Origin of the sequence: Streptomyces sp. NBC_00250, assembly GCF_036192275.1 — a bacterium.
Lineage (GTDB): Bacteria > Actinomycetota > Actinomycetes > Streptomycetales > Streptomycetaceae > Streptomyces.
Genome location: NZ_CP108088.1, coordinates 5,958,665 through 5,977,456, shown reverse-complemented (window position 1 = coordinate 5,977,456; position 18,792 = coordinate 5,958,665). Strand labels below are relative to the sequence as shown.

Annotated in this window: 13 protein-coding genes and 1 tRNA gene; 6 read left to right on the top strand and 8 right to left on the bottom strand. The window is 73.4% G+C overall.

The window, feature by feature from the left end; translation table 11 throughout:
- The first annotated feature begins 92 nt into the window (after nucleotides 1-92).
- The 4 genes from OG259_RS27045 (at nucleotide 93) to OG259_RS27030 (ending at nucleotide 8,136) form a co-directional block, all read left to right on the top strand.
- Nucleotides 93-3,446 (top strand): FtsX-like permease family protein, encoded by a 3,354-nt coding sequence (locus OG259_RS27045; RefSeq protein WP_328944617.1) that lies wholly within the window; start codon nucleotides 93-95, stop codon nucleotides 3,444-3,446.
- A gap of 101 nt (nucleotides 3,447-3,547) precedes the next feature.
- On the top strand, nucleotides 3,548-6,343 hold the full coding sequence (locus tag OG259_RS27040; RefSeq protein WP_328947187.1) for an FtsX-like permease family protein: 2,796 nt from the start codon (nucleotides 3,548-3,550) through the stop codon (nucleotides 6,341-6,343).
- Nucleotides 6,340-7,341, top strand: coding sequence for an ABC transporter ATP-binding protein (locus OG259_RS27035; protein WP_328944616.1), 1,002 nt, complete (start codon nucleotides 6,340-6,342; stop codon nucleotides 7,339-7,341). Before OG259_RS27040 ends, OG259_RS27035 begins: the two co-directional genes overlap by 4 nt.
- Nucleotides 7,342-7,389: 48 nt before the next feature.
- Nucleotides 7,390-8,136: a hypothetical protein gene (locus OG259_RS27030; RefSeq protein ID WP_328944615.1), complete on the top strand. Its 747-nt coding sequence runs from the start codon at nucleotides 7,390-7,392 to the stop codon at nucleotides 8,134-8,136.
- On the opposite strand, the gene OG259_RS27025 is transcribed toward OG259_RS27030, so the two are convergent.
- The 8 genes from OG259_RS27025 to OG259_RS26990 form a co-directional block, all read right to left on the bottom strand.
- Nucleotides 8,042-8,464, bottom strand: coding sequence for a GNAT family N-acetyltransferase (locus tag OG259_RS27025; RefSeq protein ID WP_328944614.1), 423 nt, complete (start codon nucleotides 8,462-8,464; stop codon nucleotides 8,042-8,044). The genes OG259_RS27030 and OG259_RS27025 overlap by 95 nt on opposite strands.
- Nucleotides 8,461-9,135, bottom strand: coding sequence for a hypothetical protein (locus OG259_RS27020; protein WP_328944613.1), 675 nt, complete (start codon nucleotides 9,133-9,135; stop codon nucleotides 8,461-8,463). Before OG259_RS27020 ends, OG259_RS27025 begins: the two co-directional genes overlap by 4 nt.
- A complete protein-coding gene (locus OG259_RS27015; RefSeq protein ID WP_266891986.1) occupies nucleotides 9,132-9,554 on the bottom strand; it encodes an acyl-CoA thioesterase in 423 nt (140 codons plus the stop codon). Before OG259_RS27015 ends, OG259_RS27020 begins: the two co-directional genes overlap by 4 nt.
- A gap of 2 nt (nucleotides 9,555-9,556) precedes the next feature.
- Complete coding sequence (gene ettA / locus OG259_RS27010; protein ID WP_328944612.1) at nucleotides 9,557-11,221, bottom strand: energy-dependent translational throttle protein EttA; 1,665 nt, start codon at nucleotides 11,219-11,221, stop codon at nucleotides 9,557-9,559.
- Nucleotides 11,222-11,547: 326 nt separating this feature from the next.
- A complete protein-coding gene (locus OG259_RS27005; protein ID WP_328944611.1) occupies nucleotides 11,548-12,999 on the bottom strand; it encodes an LAETG motif-containing sortase-dependent surface protein in 1,452 nt (483 codons plus the stop codon).
- A 225-nt stretch (nucleotides 13,000-13,224) separates the two neighbouring features.
- The gene (locus tag OG259_RS27000) at nucleotides 13,225-13,746 is read right to left on the bottom strand and encodes a single-stranded DNA-binding protein (protein WP_328944610.1); all 522 of its coding nucleotides are present in this window, start codon (nucleotides 13,744-13,746) and stop codon (nucleotides 13,225-13,227) included.
- Nucleotides 13,747-13,914: 168 nt separating this feature from the next.
- Nucleotides 13,915-15,588 (bottom strand): GTPase, encoded by a 1,674-nt coding sequence (locus OG259_RS26995; RefSeq protein WP_328947186.1) that lies wholly within the window; start codon nucleotides 15,586-15,588, stop codon nucleotides 13,915-13,917.
- Nucleotides 15,589-15,877: 289 nt separating this feature from the next.
- On the bottom strand, nucleotides 15,878-17,488 hold the full coding sequence (locus OG259_RS26990) for a dynamin family protein (protein ID WP_443052142.1): 1,611 nt from the start codon (nucleotides 17,486-17,488) through the stop codon (nucleotides 15,878-15,880).
- Between the two features lie 303 nt (nucleotides 17,489-17,791).
- Between OG259_RS26990 and OG259_RS26985 the strand changes: the two genes are divergently transcribed.
- Nucleotides 17,792-17,864 (top strand) — tRNA-Arg (locus tag OG259_RS26985).
- Nucleotides 17,865-17,974: 110 nt separating this feature from the next.
- Nucleotides 17,975-18,790: a sortase domain-containing protein gene (locus OG259_RS26980; protein ID WP_443052019.1), complete on the top strand. Its 816-nt coding sequence runs from the start codon at nucleotides 17,975-17,977 to the stop codon at nucleotides 18,788-18,790.
- The last annotated feature ends 2 nt before the right edge of the window (nucleotides 18,791-18,792 follow it).

Genomic DNA, 18,792 nt, shown 5'->3' with positions numbered 1-18,792 from the left:
GCACACGCACTCTGAAAGCATCCGAGAGAAGTTTCGGGAGCGTTCGGACGTGTTCGACGTGCGCACCGTGATCAGGGTGGCCAGGGGGATGGGTGACGGGGTTCGTATTTCTGCGCGTCAGGGCACACCGGCTGCTGCTCTCCGCGGCGCTGCTCGCCGTGCTCCTGACGACCTCGGTGCTCGCCACCCTCGCCTCGTTCTCCGGGGCGATCGGGGACGCCGCGCTCCAGGCGGGGCTGCGGGGGCGGTCCGCGGCCGCGGCTTCGCTGCTGGTGAGCGGGCAGGTGCCGGCCGCCAAGCGGGAGGGCGCCGAGAAGGCCGTCCGGGAGGGGATGCGGAAGACCTTCGACGGGCTGCCCGTGACCGTACGGCGGCTCGAACGCTCGGGGCCGTACGCGCTGCCCCGGAGTCTCCAGCCGCCCGCCGCCCGTAAGGGCGACCCCGACCTCACCCACTTCGCCGCGCTCGACCGCTCGCGGCTCTCCCTCGTCAAGGGCGCCTGGCCCTCGGCCGCACGGACGGCCGGAGTGGTCGAGACCGCGGTGCCCGAGGAGGCCGCGCGACGGCTGAAGATCGGCCCCGGGAGCGTGCTCGACCTGACCGACCGGCTCGACAACCGGAGACTGAAGGCCCGGATCACCGGCGTCTACCGGCCCGTCGACACCGGGGACCTCTACTGGCAACTGGATCCGGCCGGTGGCCGGGGAGTGCGGACGGTCGCGTTCACGACGTACGGGCCCCTGCTCGCCGACCCGGCCGTCATCGCCTCCGGGACGCTGAGCCCCGGCGAGACGTCCTGGCTCGGCTCCGCCGACTTCACCGGCTTCACCACCGACCGCATCGACGCCCTGCGCGCCACCGCGACCCAGGGCCCGAAGGAACTGGCCGACGCCCCCGACCGCTTCGGCACGACGATCTCCGCGTCCACCGCGCTCCCGACCGTCCTGGAGCAGACCCAGCGGGCCCTGCTCGTCTCCCGCTCCACCCTGCTGATCGTCGCCGTACAGCTGGTGATGCTCGCCGCGTACGCGCTGCTGCTCGTCGCCCGGCTGCTCAGCACCGAGCGCTCCGGTGAGACCGCGCTGCTGCGGGCCCGCGGCGGTTCGCGGCGCCGGATCGCCGGTCTCGCCGCCGCCGAGGCGCTGCTGCTCGCCCTGCCCGCCGCGATCGCCGCCCCGCTCCTCTCGGGGCCCCTGACCCGGCTCTTCGCCGAACGGTCCGCGCTCTCCTCGCTCGGCGTACGGCTCGACACCACCCCCTCGCTCCAGGTGTGGCTGGTCGCCGCCGCCGTCGCCCTGTGCTGCGCCGCGGCCGTCGTCGCGCCCGCGCTGGCCGCCGGGGACGGCTCCACGGTCTCGCTGCGCAAGGCCCGCTCGGCCTCCCTGCCCGGCCCCGTACGGGCAGGGGCCGACCTCGGACTCCTCGCCATCGCCGCCGTCGCGTACTGGCAGTTGCAGCGGCCCGCCGCCGCGGGCGGCACCCTCGGCGCCGACGCGGACGGCGGCGGCTCCATCGACCCGGTGCTCGTCGCCGCGCCCGCCCTCGCCCTGCTCGCCGGCACCGTCCTGACGCTGCGTCTGCTGCCGCCCGCCGCCAAGCTGGCGGAACGGCGCGCGGCCGGCGGGCGCGGTCTCTCCGCCGCCCTCGCCGGCTGGCAGTTCAGCCGCCGTCCGCTGCGCGGCGCCGGCCCGGTCCTGCTCCTCGTCCTCGCCGTGGCGATGGGCATGCTGGCCATCGGACAGAGCGGCTCGTGGGAGCGTTCGCAGCGGGACCAGGCCGACTTCCGCGTCGGCTCGGCCGTCCGCGTCCTCAGCGCCGGCCCCGGCGAGCCCACCGAGACCGAACAGCTGGGCAAGGTGCCCGGCGTCCGCGCGGTGGCTCCGGTGCACCGCACCACCATGGACGTGGCCGGGAAGAGCGCGACCGTCCTGGCCGTGGACACCCGCAACGCCGCCGATGGAGTACTGCTCCGCTCCGACCTCGCCGACGTCCCCGTCCGCTCCCTGCTCTCCCCGCTGGCCCCCGAGGCCACCACCCGCCCCGGCCTCCCGCTGCCCGCCGGCACCCGCGCACTCGACGCCGACCTTCGGCTCGCCGGGCCGAAGGGCGCCGCCCAGGTCACGGCGGTCCTTGAGGACCCGAACGGCGTCCCGTACCGGCAGACCCTGGGGCCGCTGCCCGACGACGGCCGGACGCACCGACTGACCCTCGACCTCGGCGCCATGACCGCGGGATCCGGCGGCAACGACGGAACCCTCGGCTCGACCGGCCTGCTCACCCTCATCGGCCTGGAGTTCACCGGTACGGTCGCCGACGGCGCGAAGGGCACCCAGACCCTGCACGTCGAGCGGTTCGGCGTCGTCGGCGCGGACGGCGCGGAGAAGGTCCACGCCCCTGGACAGGTCCTCGCCTCCTGGACGCACTCCTTCAAGCAGTCCAAGGGCGACACCCTGGCCGAGCCCCCCACGTCCGGTGTCCCCGGCGCCGCGAAGCCGGGCGGCGGCCCCGCCCCGTTCGCCCTCACGTTCACCGTCGCCGGCGCGCCCCTCGACGTCCCCTACTGGGCCACCGAGGAGTTCGTCCTGCGGATGAACGCCCCCGGCCCGAAGGCACCCCGCAAGCTGTCCGCCGTGGCCACCGGGACCTTCATGACAGCCGCCGGCGCCAAGCCCGGCGACCTGATCGAGGTCGTCCTCGGCGGCCGCCGCGTCGCCGCCGCCGTCGACCGGGTCGTCGAGGAACTGCCCACCACCGGCCCGGGCGCCCAGGCCGCCTCCTCGACCGGCCCCGCGGCCACCCCCGAGGACGGCGGCGCGATCCTCCTCGACCTGGCCTCCGTCAACCAGTACCTGTCCACCGACGAAGGACTGAGCGTCTCGGCCACCGAGTGGTGGCTGACCGTCGAACCCGGCCGGGCCGACGACGTCGCCACGGCCCTGCGCGCCCGGCCCAACGCCGACCCCGCCCAGGTCCTCGTACGCGACGAGATCGCCGCCGACCTGCTCGGCGACCCGCTCGGGGCCGGCCCCAACGCCGCCCTCATGGCCGTCGCTGCCGCCGCCGCCGCGCTCGCCGCCGTCGGCTTCGCCGTCGGCTCGGCCGGCGCGATGCGGGAACGGTCCGCCGAGTTCGGCGTCCTGCGGGCGCTCGGCGCACCACGCCGCCGCCTCGCCCGGCTGATCGCCGCCGAACAGGGCCTGCTCATCGGGATCGGCCTGCTCATCGGGATCGGGCTCGGCACCGTCCTGGCCCGGACGGTCGTCCCGCTGATCGTCCTCACCGGGCAGGCCGCCCGGCCGGTACCCCCGGTCCTGGTCGAACTGCCCGTCGGCCAGGTGGCCCTGCTGCTCGCCGGCGTCGCCGCGCTGCCGCTCGCGATGGTGGTCGCGATCGCCCTGCGGCGCACCGACCCGGCCGTGACGCTGCGACACCAGGGGGAGAACTGATGTCCGGCACGGCCGGGGAGAACCCGGACCCGAACAGGGAGAACCCCGACCCGACTAGGGAGAACTCCGACACACCCGCCGTACGCAGGAAGGCCCCCGACATGCCCCGGCCCCGGTCGTCCCGGTCCGACAAGCCCGCCCGCGCCGTGGCACCCTGGGTGCGGACCCGGCTGCGGACCGCGCCCTGGGCCGCGGCCTCCCTCGCACTCCTCGTCCTCGTCACCGCCTATCTCGCGGCCGCGCTTCCCCGCGCCGTGGACGCGTACGAGACCGACGGCCTGCGGCACGACATCTCGACGGCCGCGCCCCGGAACCGCGTCCTCGAAGTGACCGCCGCGCTACCGGTGTCGGCACGCGCCGCGGACGTCTCCACCGCGGTCCTCCGGAAACAGCGCGACGAGCTGCGGGCCCTGCTGCCCGAACCGCTGCGGACCGACCCGAAGGAGACCGTCCACGGCGTCCGTACGGTCAAGCGGGTCGAGGGGCTCGACCCCTGGCTGCCCCGACCGGACGGCATCTCCCCCGAGCTCGTGCTCTCCTCCCCCTCCGACCTGACCGGTCACACCACGCTGCGGAAGGGCCGGCTCCCCACGGGCACGGCCGACCGGCCGGAGGCGGTCGTGACCGCGAAGACCGCCGAGTCGCTGCGCCTGAAGCCCGGTTCCGTCGTCCACGTGCCCGGCCGGCTCAGCGCGGAGCCCATCGCCGTCACGATCACCGGGATCGTGGAGCCGCGCGGCCCCGAGAGCCCGTACTGGGCCGTGGAGCCGCTGCTCCGCACCCCGGTGCTCGCCCCGCTGGTCGGCCAGGAGATCAAGTACTACTGGCAGGGGGCCCTGCTCCTCTCCCCCGCCTCGGCGCCCGCCGTGCTCAACACCCTCGGCGATCCGGAGACCTTCTTCCGCTTCCTGCCGACCTCCGGGCATCTCACCGGACGCGACACCGACCGGATCACCGCCGCGCTCGACTCGGCGACCGGCGGGCCCGACCTCGTCAGGATGCGCACGGTCCTGGGGGACGCCGGCGCGCTGACCACCGACCTCGACTCGATCGTCGACGCGTACGGCTCGATGCGCGAGGCGATCAAGCCGGTCGTCGCCGTCGCCGTCTTCGGGATCGGCGCGGTCGCCGCGGTCGTCCTCGCCATGACCGGCGGCCTCTTCGTCGCCCGCCGCGACAGCGAACTCGCCCTGATCCGCTCCCGAGGAGCCTCGCTCACCGGCATCGGCCTGCGACTGCTCGGCGAGACCTCGGCGGTCGCCGTACCGGCCGCGGCGCTCGCGCTGGGACTGGCCGTGGCGACGGTACGGGGGCCGGACGGCGGGTCCGGCGGGATCCCCCTGCTCCCCTCGGTCCTCGCCGCCTCCGCCGTCGCCCTGCTCGCGATGCTGGTCCTGCCGCTGCGGGCCGTCGTCGTGCACCGGCGGCCGCGGCTGCACGGCGGGCGCGACGACCTGCTCACCGCCCGCCCCTCCCGGCGCCGTACGGTCCTCGAACTCACCCTGCTCGTCCTGGCCGTGGGCGCGGTCGCCTCGCTGCGGCTCCGTGGCACCGGCGACTCCTCGGACCCGCTGGTGAGCGCCGCTCCGGTGCTCGTCGGCCTGATCGCCGCCATGGTCCTCGTACGGATCTATCCGCTGCCGCTGCGGTGGGCCGCCCGACCGGCCCGCCGACTGCGCGGGGCCGTCGGCCCGCTGGCCCTGGCCCGCGCCGGACGCACCTCCTCGGCGGGCACGCTGCCCCTGCTCGCACTCGTCCTCGCCCTGACCACGGCGGCCTTCGGCGGCTCGGTCCTGGCCGGCGTCGCCGACGCACGCGACCGGGCCGCGCTCCTCGCGACCGGCGCGGACGCCCGGATCGACGGCTCGGTCGAGTGGACCCCGCTGCCGGCCGACCTCACCGAGGCGGTACGCGGCACGGCAGGGGTACGGGACACGGCGCCGCTGCAGATCGAGTACGGGGTGTCCCTGCCGTCCTCCCAGGGCGCCTCCGCCCCGCCGATGAGCTCGGCGCTCGTCGGTGTCGAGCCGGACTCGTACACCCGGCTCGCGCGGCGGACCGGTTTCGGCCCGTTCCCGGCGGCGCTCCTCGCGTCCACGGGGAAGGGCGGCAAGGAGGTCGCCGCGGACACGGAGCGGGTGCTGCCCGCGATCGCCTCGCCGTCGGTCGCCGAACGGCTCGGCGGCTCGCCGCAGGAGATCGTGACGGCGGCCGGAGTGTTCCGGGTGAAGGTCGTCGCGGTCCGGTCGAACACCCCCGCCCTGCAGGGCGCCGACTTCCTCCTCGTCAACGCCGCCGACCTCACCCACCGGACGAACACGGCGCTGCTCGTCACGGGCCCGAAGGACGGCGCCGCGCTGCGGGCCCTGGTGAAGGCGAAGTCCGACGCCCTCCTGGTGACGATGCGGACCGAGGAGCGGGCCACCTATGTGGACTCGCCGCTCCAGTCGGGCGCCGAGCGGATGTACCTCGGCGCGATCGGCGCGGGCGCCGGATTCGCCGTGGTGGCCGTGCTGCTCTCCCTGATGCAGAGCGCGCCGGAGCGGACCACGCTCCTCGCACGGCTGCGGACGATGGGTCTGACCCGCCGGCAGGGCCGGCGGCTGCTCGGTCTGGAAGCGCTGCCGCAGGCGGTCCTCGCGGCGATCGGCGGCACGCTCGTCGGCTGGGCGACGGTGCCGCTGCTCGCCCCGGGCATCGACCTGTTCCGGCTCGCGCTGGCGACGACGCCCGGGTTCGCCCCACTGGACAGCGCGCCGCTGCGGGCCGACCCGTGGTCGCTGGTGGTGCCGGCGGTCGCGGTCGTCCTGATCACGGCGTTGGCGGCGGCCGGACAGGCATGGTGGGCGGGACGCAGGGGCTCGATCAAGGAACTCAGGGCAGGAGACGCACGATGACGAAGACCGACACGTCGAGCCGGGCCGACTCGGCGGGGTCCGCCGCGACCGGGTCCGCCGCGGACACCACCACCCTGGAGGAGCTGGAGCGGAAGGCGACCGCGCACCGCGACCGGCCCACGTTCGGTCATGACGCGCTCATCGCCTGCGACCGCCTCGTCCGCATCTTCACCACGGACGGAGTGGAGGTGCAGGCCCTCCAGGGGCTCGACCTCCTCGTGAAGGAGGGCGAGTTGATGGCCCTGGTCGGCGCCTCGGGTTCCGGCAAGTCGACGCTCATGAACATCCTCGCGGGCCTGGACGTACCGACCGCGGGTGCGGCCCGGGTCGCCGGGGCCGACCTCCTCGCGATGGACGGCAAGGCGCGGCTGCGCTACCGCCGCGAGGTCGTCGGCTTCGTCTGGCAGCAGACCGCCCGCAACCTCCTGCCGTATCTGACGGCAGCCCAGAACGTGGCGCTGCCCATGCAGTTGAAGGGCCGCTCCAAGCAGAAGGCAGAGCGGGCCGAGGAACTCCTGGCGATGCTGGGCATCGCGGACGCCCGCGACCGCCGGCCGCACCAGCTCTCCGGCGGCCAGCAGCAGCGGGTGGCCATCGCGGTCGCCCTGGCCAACAACCCGGCCGTGCTCCTCGCCGACGAGCCGACGGGCGAGCTGGACTCGGCCACCGGCGAGCAGGTCTTCGCGGCCTTCCGCCGCGCCAACGAGGAACTGGGCACGACGATCGTGATCGTCACCCACGACCAGGCGGTCGCCTCCGAGGTGCGCCGCACGGTCGCCATCCGCGACGGCCGCACCTCCTCGGAGGTCCTGCGCCGCACGGAGGTCGACGAGCAGGGCAAGGAGTCCCTGGTGGCACGGGAGTACGCGATGCTCGACCGCGCGGGCCGGCTCCAGCTCCCGGCGGACTACACGCAGGCGCTCGGCATGGAGCACCGGGTGGCCCTGGAGCTGGAGCAGGACCACATCGGGGTGTGGCCGGACGACGCGGAGGGCTGAGCAACCGGGCGGCGCGTCCGGACGTCCCACTCCGGGGAGGTGATGTCCATGTCATCTACGCGTACGGGGAGTTCGGCGGGCGCGGGGGGTTCGGCGGGCGCAGGGGGTTCGACAGGCACGGGCGGTTCGGCGGGCACGGGCGGTCACGCCGGCGGAGGCGCGGGGACCTGGGCCGCCACGCTTCTGCCCGCGTTCTGCGCGGTGGCCGTCTACTCCTGGTCGGCCTGGTCCTTCGGGTCCGCGTCGGCGCCGTCCACCACGGTCGCGGTCTCGGTCGGCGGGGCGGCGATCCTCGTCGCGGCGGTGGCCTACTACCTGCTCGTCGACGGGGTCATGGGCCTCTGGGGCGCACTGGCGCTGGTCGGCGCGCTGCTGCTCACGGTGGCCACCGCCGATCAGTGGGCCTCGCGCGGGGCGGTCGCGGACTGTGTCGTCGTGAAGGTCCACGAGGAGAAGCACGTATCGGTCGGTGAGGGCGGCGGCGAGCGGACCGTGTACCGCCACACCCTGCGCTGCCCGGGCGGCTATCCGTCGGCCCTGTCGGAGAACCGCCGGGTCGCCCCGGACGGCGGTGAGGTCCGGGTCGCCTACGACCCGCGGCGGCGGGTGGCACCGGCGGTGGAGGGCTCCTCCCCGCCGTGGGGCCAGGCGTTCCTCGCCGTCGTGCTGCTCGCGGCCGCGACGGCGGGCGCGCGGAGGTTCAGCCGAGCGGGCCGACGGGAGCGAGAGGCTCGTTCAGGTTCATCAGGCCGGCCGCCGTCGGCCGGAAGCCGCACCGCTCGTGGAAGGCGGTGAGGTGGGGTTCGAAATCCACGTGCAGCCAGTGCGCGCCCCGCTGCCGGGCGGCTCCGGCGGCAGCCCGTACGAGGGTGACGCCGAGCCCTTGCCGGCGCTCGTCCGGGTGGACGGTGGTGTCGAGGAGGAAGGCGTGCACGCCACCGTCGCCGACGACGTTCACGTACCCGACGAGCCTCCCCCCACGGCGGGCGGTGACACGGAGGAGGCTGCGGGCGAGGACGGGACCGAAGTCGGTGTCCCGGTGACCGGGCCAGGCGGCGTGGAAGAGGGCGTTGAGCTCGTCCCCGGTGAGTGCGGCGTCGACCTCGACGACGACGTCCGTCATGCGGGACGCCCGGGGGTGACGGTCAGCGACATGGGCACCGTACGGAGCACGATCGAGCCGTAAGGGGTACGCAGCCGCAGCCACGGCCCGGAGGCGAACAGCGCCACGGACGCTTCCGTGTCCGCGGGCGGCAGGAAACCGAGGGACTGCGCGGCGTGCACGGCCCGCAAGGGGAGCCCGGTGGCACCCAGGGTCCTGGACCAGATGTCGCGGCCGATCCGGTCGCGCTCGGCCCTGGTACGCCGCTCCTCGGGCAACTCCTCGTCCCGCGCCCGGAATTCGGCGACGGCCGCGGCGACCGCGCCCCGCATCTCGGCGGCGCCCGGCAGTCCGGCGACCGGCTGCCAGCCGGCCCGCGGCGGGAGGACACCGGCCCACGGGGGCCCGGTGACGGAGTCCGGGACGACGGCCTTGCCCGCCGACTCCTCGATGCCTTCGAGGAGTTCACCGGCGGAGACGGTGACATCGAGGTCGACGGCGTCGACGAGTCGCGCCGTACGGATCGCGAGCACCTCGAAGGACGGCGGCCGTCCGAAGACGGCCAGCGCCCCGCCGCCCGCCTGGAGGCGGACGGCGGCGGCCCGGTCGTAGTGGACCAACCGGGTCAGGAAGGCGGCGAGGGCCGCCGCCTCCCTGGCGTCGGCGAAGTGCAGCGGCGCGAGCACGGTCATGCTGCGGACGTCATCCCGTCGTCGACGTACTCCTGGAGGAACTCGCGCTCCTCGGAGGTGATCCGGCGCGGACGCTGGGCCTCCAGGTCGAAGGGCACGACGACCGTGGACGCCCGGACGTACGTGACGTCCGCGTCCTTGACCTCGTACGCGATCGTCAGCGACGCCGCGCCTATCTTCGTGACCCAGGACTCGATGGTCACCGGCTCGTGCCGGTGGACCAGCGGCCGCTTGTAGTCGATCTCGTGCCGGGCCACGACGGACCCGCCGGAGAACGAGGGGGAACCGTCCCCCGGCGCCAGCCGGAACATGAAGTCGATCCGCGCCTCTTCCAGGTACCGAAGGAAGACGACGTTGTTGACGTGCCCGAAGGCGTCCATGTCCGACCAGCGCAGGGGACAGCTGTAGATGTGGCGCACGCTCAGCCTCGGGTCAGCTTCTTGTACGTGGCGCGGTGCGGACGGGCCGCGTCCGGGCCGAGACGCTCGATCTTGTTCTTCTCGTACGACTCGAAGTTGCCCTCGAACCAGTACCACTTGGACTCGCCCTCGTAGGCGAGGATGTGGGTGGCCACCCGGTCCAGGAACCACCGGTCGTGGGAGATCACGACCGCGGCGCCGGGGAACTCCAGGAGGGCGTTCTCCAGCGACGACAGGGTCTCGACGTCGAGGTCGTTGGTGGGCTCGTCGAGGAGCAGCAGGTTGCCGCCCTGCTTGAGGGTGAGCGCCAGGTTCAGGCGGTTGCGCTCACCACCGGAGAGGACACCGGCCGGCTTCTGCTGGTCCGGACCCTTGAAGCCGAACGCGGAGACGTACGCCCGCGAGGGCATCTCGACATGACCCACGTTGATGTAGTCGAGCTCGTCGGAGACGACGGCCCACAGCGTCTTCTTCGGGTCGATGTTGGCGCGGGTCTGGTCGACGTACGAGATCTTGACGGTCTCGCCGACCCGGACGGAGCCGGAGTCCGGGGTCTCCAGACCCTGGAGCATCTTGAAGAGCGTGGTCTTGCCGGCGCCGTTCGGGCCGATGACACCGACGATGCCGTTACGCGGGAGCGTGAAGGACAGGTCGTCGATGAGGACCTTGTCGCCGAAGGCCTTGGAGAGGTTCTGGACCTCGACGACGATGGAGCCCAGACGCGGGCCCGGCGGGATCTGGATCTCGTCGAAGTCCAGCTTCCGCATCTTGTCGGCCTCGGCCGCCATCTCCTCGTAGCGGGCGAGACGGGCCTTGGACTTGGTCTGACGCCCCTTGGCGTTGGACCGCACCCACTCCAGCTCCTCCTTGAGGCGCTTGGCGCGCTTCTCGTCCTTCTTGCCCTCGACCTTGAGGCGGGTGGCCTTCTTGTCGAGGTAGGTGGAGTAGTTGCCCTCGTAGGGGATCGCGCGACCGCGGTCGAGCTCCAGGATCCACTCGGCGACGTTGTTCAGGAAGTAGCGGTCGTGGGTGACCGCGACGACGGCGCCGGAGTACTTCGAGAGGTGCTGCTCCAGCCAGTTCACCGACTCGGCGTCGAGGTGGTTGGTGGGCTCGTCGAGGAGGAGCAGGTCCGGGGCCTCGATGAGCAGCTTGCAGAGCGCGACACGTCGCTTCTCGCCACCGGAGAGGTTGACGACCGGCCAGTCGCCGGGCGGGCAGCCCAGGGCGTCCATGGCCTGCTCCAGCTGGGCGTCGAGGTCCCAGGCGTTGGAGTGGTCCAGGTCCTCCTGGAGCTTGCCCATCTCTTCCATCAGGGCGTCGCTGTAGTCGGTGGCCATGAGCTCGGCCACCTCGTTGAAGCGCTTGAGCTTGCCCATCTGCTCGGCGGCGCCGTCCTGCACGTTCTCCAGGACGGTCTTCGACTCGTCGAGCTTCGGCTCCTGCATGAGGATGCCGACGGTGAAGCCGGGCGTCAGGAACGCGTCACCGTTGGACGGCTGCTCAAGGCCAGCCATGATCTTGAGAACGGTGGACTTACCGGCACCGTTCGGGCCGACCACACCGATCTTCGCACCCGGCAGGAAGCTCAGCGTCACGTCATCGAGGATGACCTTGTCGCCGTGCGCCTTGCGCGTCTTGCGCATCGTGTAGATGTACTCAGCCAAGAGAAACCGTCCGGCAAGGAGTGAGTGGGCAGATACACCCCATCTTGCCTGACCGCCACCCTCAGGCGGAAACCGGTAAAGCGGGAGCGGGGGCTCGGACGGGGCCGTCGCGGGGCCGTGCCCGGGTCGTTTCGGGGCCGTACCGGGCGGTAGGGGGCGGAAACGGGGCCCGGACGTGCGACGACCCCGGACGCTGACGCGTTCCGGGGTCGTACGGTGATCACGAGGCGATCATGATGTGACGTGGATCACTCCACGGGATCGGATCACTCCACGGGATCGAGTGGCTTCCCGGTGCCGGCGGGGCCGGCACCGGGGGCCTGGGATCAGGCGCCGGCGGTCTTCTTCTTGCGGAGGAAGAACACCGCGCCGCCGCCGATCACGACGAGCGCGGCGGCGATGCCGGCGATCATCGGGGTGGCGTTGGAGCTGCCGGTCTCGGCGAGGTCGCCGCCACCGGTCGTGGTGGTGCCGGTCGTGCCCGTGGTGCCGGTCGTGCCGCCCGTGGTGTCACCGGTCGTGGGAGCGGTGGTCGACGGGGAGGGCTCGGTCGAGGGCTCCGTGGTGGGGGTCTCGGTCGGCGTCGGGCCGGGGGTGGCCGTCTTGCAGTCCAGGACGCCCTCGAAGGTCTCCTCGAAGCCGTTCGGGCCGGTGATGGTGAACTTGTACGCCTCGTCCTCGGCGAGCGGGACCAGGATGGTCTTCGTCTCACCGGCGGCGATGGAGTACGAGGTGCCCTTCAGGTCGAAGGTCCAGGCCTCGTCGCCCTTGTTGGAGGCGATGACCTCAAGGCCACCCTTGGCGCAGTCCTTGGCGACCGTGACGGCCGGGACGGCACCCTTCTTGGCCCACGTGGCCGAAGCCTTGGCGGTCACGGTGGACTCGCTGGAGCCGGCCAGGATCAGGGTCTGCGACGGGCCGTCGATGGAGACGAACGCGCGACCGAGGGAGACCTTGGTGGCGGCCTCGGCGGTCAGCTCGGCGACGCCGTCGGCGGTGCCGGCCGGAACGTCGAAGAAGACCTGGTCGCCGTTCTTGGCCTCGGTGACGGGCTTGCCGTCCTTGTCCACGATCTTGACGCCGTCCGGGGTGCCCGGGGCGGTCGCCAGCTTGGCGATCGAGGCGTTGGTGGAGACGGTGATCGGGCCGAGCCGGTCACCGGCCTTGCCCGCGACCGAGGACGGGGACAGGGACAGGGAGGCCTTCGGCTCCTCGAGCTTGACCGCGTCCTTCAGGAGCGACTCGGTCAGCTTCTGGGCGTCGGGGCTCTTCGGCGTCGCCGTCACGTCGTCGGACAGGGTCCAGATGGCGGCCTGCGTGGCCGCCGCGGCCTCGTCCTTCGACAGGTCGACGTCGAGCTTCTTGCCGAGCTCCTCGGCAGACAGCTTCGGGTAGCCGTTCTCCAGGATCCAGAGGATCTTTCCGGCGTTGTCGTTGTTGTGCAGGGAGGACTCGTCCCAGCCGACTTCCTTGTAGTCGAAGTCGTGCTTGGCCGGCGTACGAAGGTCGATGCAGTAGGTCTGGAGAGTTCCCCCGCCCTCGACCTGCATCTTGAAGAGGCCGCCCTTGACGCCCCACTTCGAACCGTTCTTCTCGGCGATCTCGACGTCGTCACGGTCGGTCATGCCGCCGAGCTTCGCCGTCACGCCACCGGTGCCCGGGGCACCGTCGTCGGCCAGCGCCGGGCCGGCCGTCGCTATCGCTCCGGCGATCACAAGGCCGGAGACGAGGGTCGCGGCGGCAAGGCGGGCAGCGCCTCGCCCACGAACTGAATACATTGCTTTCCCCTCCGAGGCGAGCCGCTCCGCGAACATGGTTGATTCGCGTGGGGGGAGCGCACGCCAGCAGATCACAGACCCGATGGGCTCACGTGCCACATGAGTACCCGGGAATCCTAGGGATGCGGAACCCCCCGGTGCCCGGCCATACGGTCAGATAACCATTCCGACTCGGAATCGTTATCACGCAGGGCGAGTTGGTCGACAAATCGCCACAACTCAAGGTCAGGGGACGGTCACCAACCGAGTTGCCGACTCCGTCACGGCGTCCGCCGCCGCCACCTCCCACGGATCCCGCTCCGGTGCGGGCCCGAGCGCCGGGCCCGGTTCGAGATCCGGCCCCTCCCCCGACTCCCGCTCCGCCGTCCTGAACTCCGGCCTCGGCTCCGGCCGGGCCGCCCGCCGGAAGGCCGCCGTCCCCCGGCTCAGGTCGTGGCCCACCGCCAGCGCGGCCACGTCCACGAAGGTCTTGCGCTGTCCGTCCCGCTCGTCCTCACGCACCCTCAACCGGCCGTGCACCACGAGCGGTTCCCCCACCGACACCGAGGCCGCCAGGTTCGCCCCCAACGAGCGCCAGGCCGACACCGTGTAGAAGCTGGTGGGCCCGTCGGACCATAGCCCCTTCTCGCGGTCCCAACGGCGGGCGGTCACCGCGAATCGGAACCTGGCCACCCCACCCGTGGCCGTGTCCCGGTACTCCACCGCCGTCGCCACGTTGCCGACGAGCGTCACGGTCGTGTCGTTCATGGTCCCGTCCCCCACCCTGCGTTCCCGCTGCTGGCTCTTCTCCGGTACTTCTCCGGTCGGGCACCATCGTGGCGCCGCGGAGCGGATCCCGCCGGGGGCTGGGGACAGCCGCAGGAATGTGGACAACTCCCCCACCCGAAAGGGCGGATCCGAGGAGCGAAAGTGCTGCTACCTCCCCCGTACCCCCGTCCGCGTCGCACCCAGCCGGCCCGTACCGCCGCGGCCTCCGCCGACGATCCGGGCCGACGGGCGCGTCCCCACCACCGTCGCGTACTGCTCGCGCACCTCCCGGTAGCGCATCAGCTCCGCCGCCACCGGGTCGAGCACCCGGGCCCGGCCGCAGGCCGCGGCCGCTTCGCGCAGGCGGCGTTCGGCCTCCTGTCCGTACCGTCGGGCCGGTCCCTTCACGGCCCCCTCGCAGGCCCATTCGACGAGCGGTCCGCCGACGATGCCGCCGAGCATCACGAGCACCGGCGGGAGCAGTCCCGGTTCCACGGCGCCGACGATCTGCCCCACCAGCCACAGCGCGCCGAAGATCTGCAGGAGCGTCATCACGGCCTGGGCGAGGACGGCGGCGGGCCACCACGCGGGGCGGGGCGGCCGGGCCGCCGCGTCGCCGATGGTGACCGTCAGTTCGTCCAGGGCCTCGGGCAGGCCCGCCGCGCCGCGCGCGGCCGCCTCGCGTACCGCCTGCGCCCAGGGGGTCGGGAGCCCGCGCGAGGCCTCGTCGGCGACGATCCGTACCGCCTGCTCCACGCGCTGGCGTGCCGTCAGTTCGTCCTCGACCGGGGTGGCGAGGTGCGGGTGGGCGGGGCCGTGCTCGCGGATCCGCTCGTACCAGCGGTAGAGCCGCAGCCAGGGCGTACCGCAGGCGCGGATGGCGCCTCGGCGCCAGACCCGTTCGGCGGCCTCGCCCGCGGCCTGGGCGCCGACGGCGACGGCGAGCCGGTCCGTGAAGGCGTCGCGGGCCCGCTCGTCGAGGCCGGGCCGTCCGTCGGCGAGATAGGCGGGACGCAAGCGGGCGGCGGCCGCGTCGACGTCGGCGGCGAGCCGGCGTTCGGGGGCGGAGCGTTCCTGGACGAACCCGGCGATCATCTCCCGTAGTTCGGGTACTCCCTCGCCGGTCAGCGCGGAGACGGACAGGACGGTGGCGCCGGGTTCGCCGTGCTCGCCGAGCGCGACACCGTCCTCGTCGAGGAGACGGCGCAGGTCGTCGAGGACGAGGTCGGCGGCCTCCGTCCCGAGCCGGTCGATCTGGTTGAGGACGACGAAGGTGACCTCGGCGTGCCCGGCGAGCGGCCGGAGGTAACGCTCGTGGAGGGCGGCGTCGGCGTACTTCTCGGGGTCGACGACCCAGATGACGGCGTCGACGAGGCCGAGGACCCGGTCGACCTGGTCGCGGTGGGCGGTGACCGCCGAGTCGTGGTCGGGGAGGTCGATGAGGACGAGCCCCTGGAGCCCGGTGTCGGCGGCGCCGCCCGCGAGGGGGCGGCGGCGCAGCCGGCTGGGGACGGCGAGCCGGTCGAGGAGTCCGGCGGCGCCCTCGGACCACGAGAGCGCGATGGGCGCGGAGGTGGTGGGGCGGCGCAGTCCGGTCTCGGATACGGGAACGCCGGCGAGGGCGTTGAAGAGCGTGGACTTGCCGCTGCCGGTGGCGCCGGCGATCGCGATCACGGTGTGCCGGGAGGAGAGCCGCTGCCGGGCGGCGGCCTCGTCGAGCACCCGCCCGGCCTCGGCGAGGGCCTCGCTCTCGACCCGCGTACGGGAGAGCCCGACGAGTTCGTGGAGGGCGTCGAGGCGGGTACGGAGGGGCCCGCCGTAGTTCCCGCCGAGGGGCGGCATGGTGTCCGGCTCCTCCGGGTCGTCTCCGGCGGTCGGCACGTCGGCGGCGACGGCGGCGCCCCGCTCGCTCGCGCGGCGCGCGATCAGCCCGTCGTCCCAGCGGACGGCACGGCCGGGCGCGTCCTCGCCCTGCCGCCCCCGCTCACCGTCCTGGCCCGCCCGGCCCGACTCACCTTCCCGGCCCGCGCGACCCCGCGCACCCTCCCCGCCCCGCGCGCCGTCCCGGCCCGCCCGCCCCCGCGCACCCTCGTCGCCTCGGCCCTCGGCATCCACGTCCACATCCACCACGTCACTTCTCCTTCTGCAGTACGGAGAGCGCGGCGATCAGCTCCGCCTGCGGCTCAGGGGTCACGTCGAGCGCTTCGAGGGGCGCGAGGCGCCGGTCGCGTTCGGCGTGCAGGACACGGTCGACGTACGAGAGGACGAGTTCGCCGCCCTTGTCGCGCAGCCGCAGGGCGGCCTGGGCGCCGAGGAGTTCGGCGAGGCGCTCGCCCGCGGCCCGGGTGCGCCGGCCGCCGAGGAGGGAGGCGGCGAGGAGGGCGGCGACGGTGTCGGCCTCGGGGACGGCCGTACGGGAGGTGGAGGGGCGTTCCACGGTCCGCACCTCCTCCTCGGCGAGTTCTTCGAGGACGCGGCGCCAGCGCCGTACCTCCACGCCGATCCGCTCGGCCGTGTCGCGGTCGCCACCGGTGCGGGCGGGGCCGAGGGCCTCGGCGGCGGGTTCGCGGCGCCAGGCGTCGCGGACGCGTTCCTCGGCGGCGGAGACGGCGCAGTGGAGGAGGGCGGCGAGGGATTCGGCGAGGGCGTCGAGCAGTTCGTCGGCGGTGCTGTCGCGGGGGTAGGCGCGCCAGCGGGTGCGGGCGTCCCCGGCGAGGACGGCGCCGCGGCCCAGCTGTTCGCGTACCCGCTTGGCCTGTTCGCCGTACGCGGCCTCGACGACGCCGCCGAGGCGGACGGCGGCGGCGTACTGGGCGGCGACCGCGCCGGCCAGTTCGGGGAGCCGGGCGTCGAGGGAGTCGATGACGCCGCCGGCGGTGCGGTCGGCGGCCTGCTGGCGGGCGGCGGGGTCCTCGGCCCGGTGGGCGAGCCAGCCGCGGAGGGCGGCGACGGCGGAGTCGGGGAGCAGCCCGCTGCCGCCGTCGGCGGATTCGGGGAGCTCGGGGATGGTGAAGCGGGGCACGTCGCCGAGGCCGGCCTTGTCGAGCAGGGCCTCGTACTGGCGGGAGACCTCGCCGATGACCGTGTGGGGGACGCGGTCGAGGACGGTGACGAGGGTGGCGTCGTACTCCTTGGCGGTACGGAGCAGATGCCAGGGGACGGCGTCGGCGTACCGCGAGGCGGTGGTGACCATCACCCAGATGTCGGCGGCGCAGATCAACTCGGAGGCGAGGAGCCGGTTCTCGACGACGAGGGAGTCGATGTCGGGCGCGTCGAGGAGGGCGAGGCCGCGGGGCATGGAGGCGGCCGTCTCGACGCGCAGGGAGTTCTCCTCGGGGGGCGCCTCGTCGGCGGGGTGGTCCTCGTCGGCCTGGGGCAGCCAGACGCGGGTGAGCTGGGGGAGGACGCGCATCCCGGCGAACCAGTGGTGGTCCTCGGGGTGGCAGACGAGCACGGGGGTGCGGGTGGTGGGCCGGAGCACGCCCGACTCGCTGACGCGCCGCCCGACAAGGGAGTTGACGAGGGTGGACTTGCCGGCGCCGGTGGAACCTCCGACGACGGCGAGGAGCGGGGCATCGGGATCTTTGAGCCGGGGCACCAGATAGTCGTCGAGTTGGGCGAGCAACTCGGCCCGGGTCTGCCGGGCGCGTGGTGTGTCGGGGAGAGGGAGGGGGAGACGCACGGCGGCGACACGGTCGCGCAGGGCGGAGAGTGCGTCGATCAGCTGAGGCCGTTCGTCCAAGGTCACCACATGCGAAGAATGCCCAATTTATGAGTGTTTTTGAAGCCTATTGCGGCCCTGCGCGCCGAAGAGAGGGGTGGTGACCGGAACCTCAGGCATAACGAGTGCACAACACCCGCCCCGAGCGATGCGAAAAGCGCTGCGCGAATCGCACCTGCCTGCGATTATCGTTCCGCTTCACCGAACCTCCACATCGTGCCACGCAGGTGAAGCAACCGGGCCAAGGCGATCGGAGCCCTATCCTTGTCCCGGCGGGCCACACCCCACCCCACAAGGGGCTCCTGGCCACACGGCCACCACCCGGCCCCCGTAGCTCAGTGGATAGAGCAGGTGCCTTCTAAGCACTTGGCCGCAGGTTCGAGTCCTGCCGGGGGCGCACGGAACGAGACCCTCCTTCGGGAGGGTCTTTTTGCTGGTCGCCGAAATCCGCGGGTCCGGTCCTCCCCCGTGGGTGCCGGGCCGTGCGGAGTGGGTCATTCTTGGGGTATGGGTGCCAAGCGTGGTGGGTCCCTCCGGAAGGGCGCGCGTGGCGGCCGGGGTTCCCGCTGGGCACTGGCCGCCGTTGTCGCCGCGGTCCTCGCCTTCGTCGCCGCGGTGGCCGGCTACTCCGGCCGTGGGGAGAGCGGTAGCGGTAGCCGTACGTCCGCGGGAGTGCACGGTCCGGCGTCGGCAGTGGTCCCCTCGGTCTCGGCGCCGGGCCCCTCGGCCTCCCCATCGGTCCCTTCCGCCGGGGCTCCTTCCCCCGCTTCCTCGGTCGCTCCGGTCGCCGCGCCCGTTCCCTCGCCCGGGGAGCCCGTCGTCGCCGAGATGTCCATACCGTCGATCGGGGTCGAGGACCTGGATGTCATGCCGTACGAGGGGACGACCGACGACCGCGCGGGTACCCGCATCCAGGATCGTGGCGTGGCGGCGAGTCCCTACGGCGAGCGCGGTGGCGTCGGGCCGGGCGGGATCGGCAACTATCTGGTGACCGCGCACCGGCTCTCGGCCGGCGGGCCGCTGCGTGAGCTGCCCTCGGTCGCGGTGGGGGATCTGGTGCACGTCACCGCCCGGGGCACCGTCTACACCTACGAGATCGTCGAGACCCGGACCACGTCCTTCCGCTCGGCCCGCTCGCTCGCCGAGCAGCGGGCCGCGGTGCCGGGTGAGCCTGGCGAGAAGCCCACCCGGGCCATGATCACGCTCTCCACCTGCGCGACGCCGGAGGACAACGCGGCGGGTAACTTCTGGCGGGACGCCCAGCACAATCCCGAGCACCGGATAGACAAGATCGGCGTCCTGACCTCGACGCGGCCCGCATAGGA

Excerpts from the sequence above, each read along its gene's own strand:
- OG259_RS27040 (WP_328947187.1), top strand. The coding sequence starts at position 3,548 with ATGCCCCGGCCCCGGTCGTCCCGGTCCGACAAGCCCGCCCGCGCCGTG.
- OG259_RS27030 (WP_328944615.1), top strand. The coding sequence starts at position 7,390 with ATGTCATCTACGCGTACGGGGAGTTCGGCGGGCGCGGGGGGTTCGGCG.
- OG259_RS27035 (WP_328944616.1), top strand. The coding sequence starts at position 6,340 with ATGACGAAGACCGACACGTCGAGCCGGGCCGACTCGGCGGGGTCCGCC.
- OG259_RS27020 (WP_328944613.1), bottom strand. The coding sequence starts at position 9,135 with ATGACCGTGCTCGCGCCGCTGCACTTCGCCGACGCCAGGGAGGCGGCG.
- OG259_RS26980 (WP_443052019.1), top strand. The coding sequence starts at position 17,975 with ATGGGTGCCAAGCGTGGTGGGTCCCTCCGGAAGGGCGCGCGTGGCGGC.
- OG259_RS27000 (WP_328944610.1), bottom strand. The coding sequence starts at position 13,746 with ATGAACGACACGACCGTGACGCTCGTCGGCAACGTGGCGACGGCGGTG.
- OG259_RS27005 (WP_328944611.1), bottom strand. The coding sequence starts at position 12,999 with ATGTATTCAGTTCGTGGGCGAGGCGCTGCCCGCCTTGCCGCCGCGACC.
- OG259_RS26995 (WP_328947186.1), bottom strand. The coding sequence starts at position 15,588 with ATGCCGCCCCTCGGCGGGAACTACGGCGGGCCCCTCCGTACCCGCCTC.
- OG259_RS27025 (WP_328944614.1), bottom strand. The coding sequence starts at position 8,464 with ATGACGGACGTCGTCGTCGAGGTCGACGCCGCACTCACCGGGGACGAG.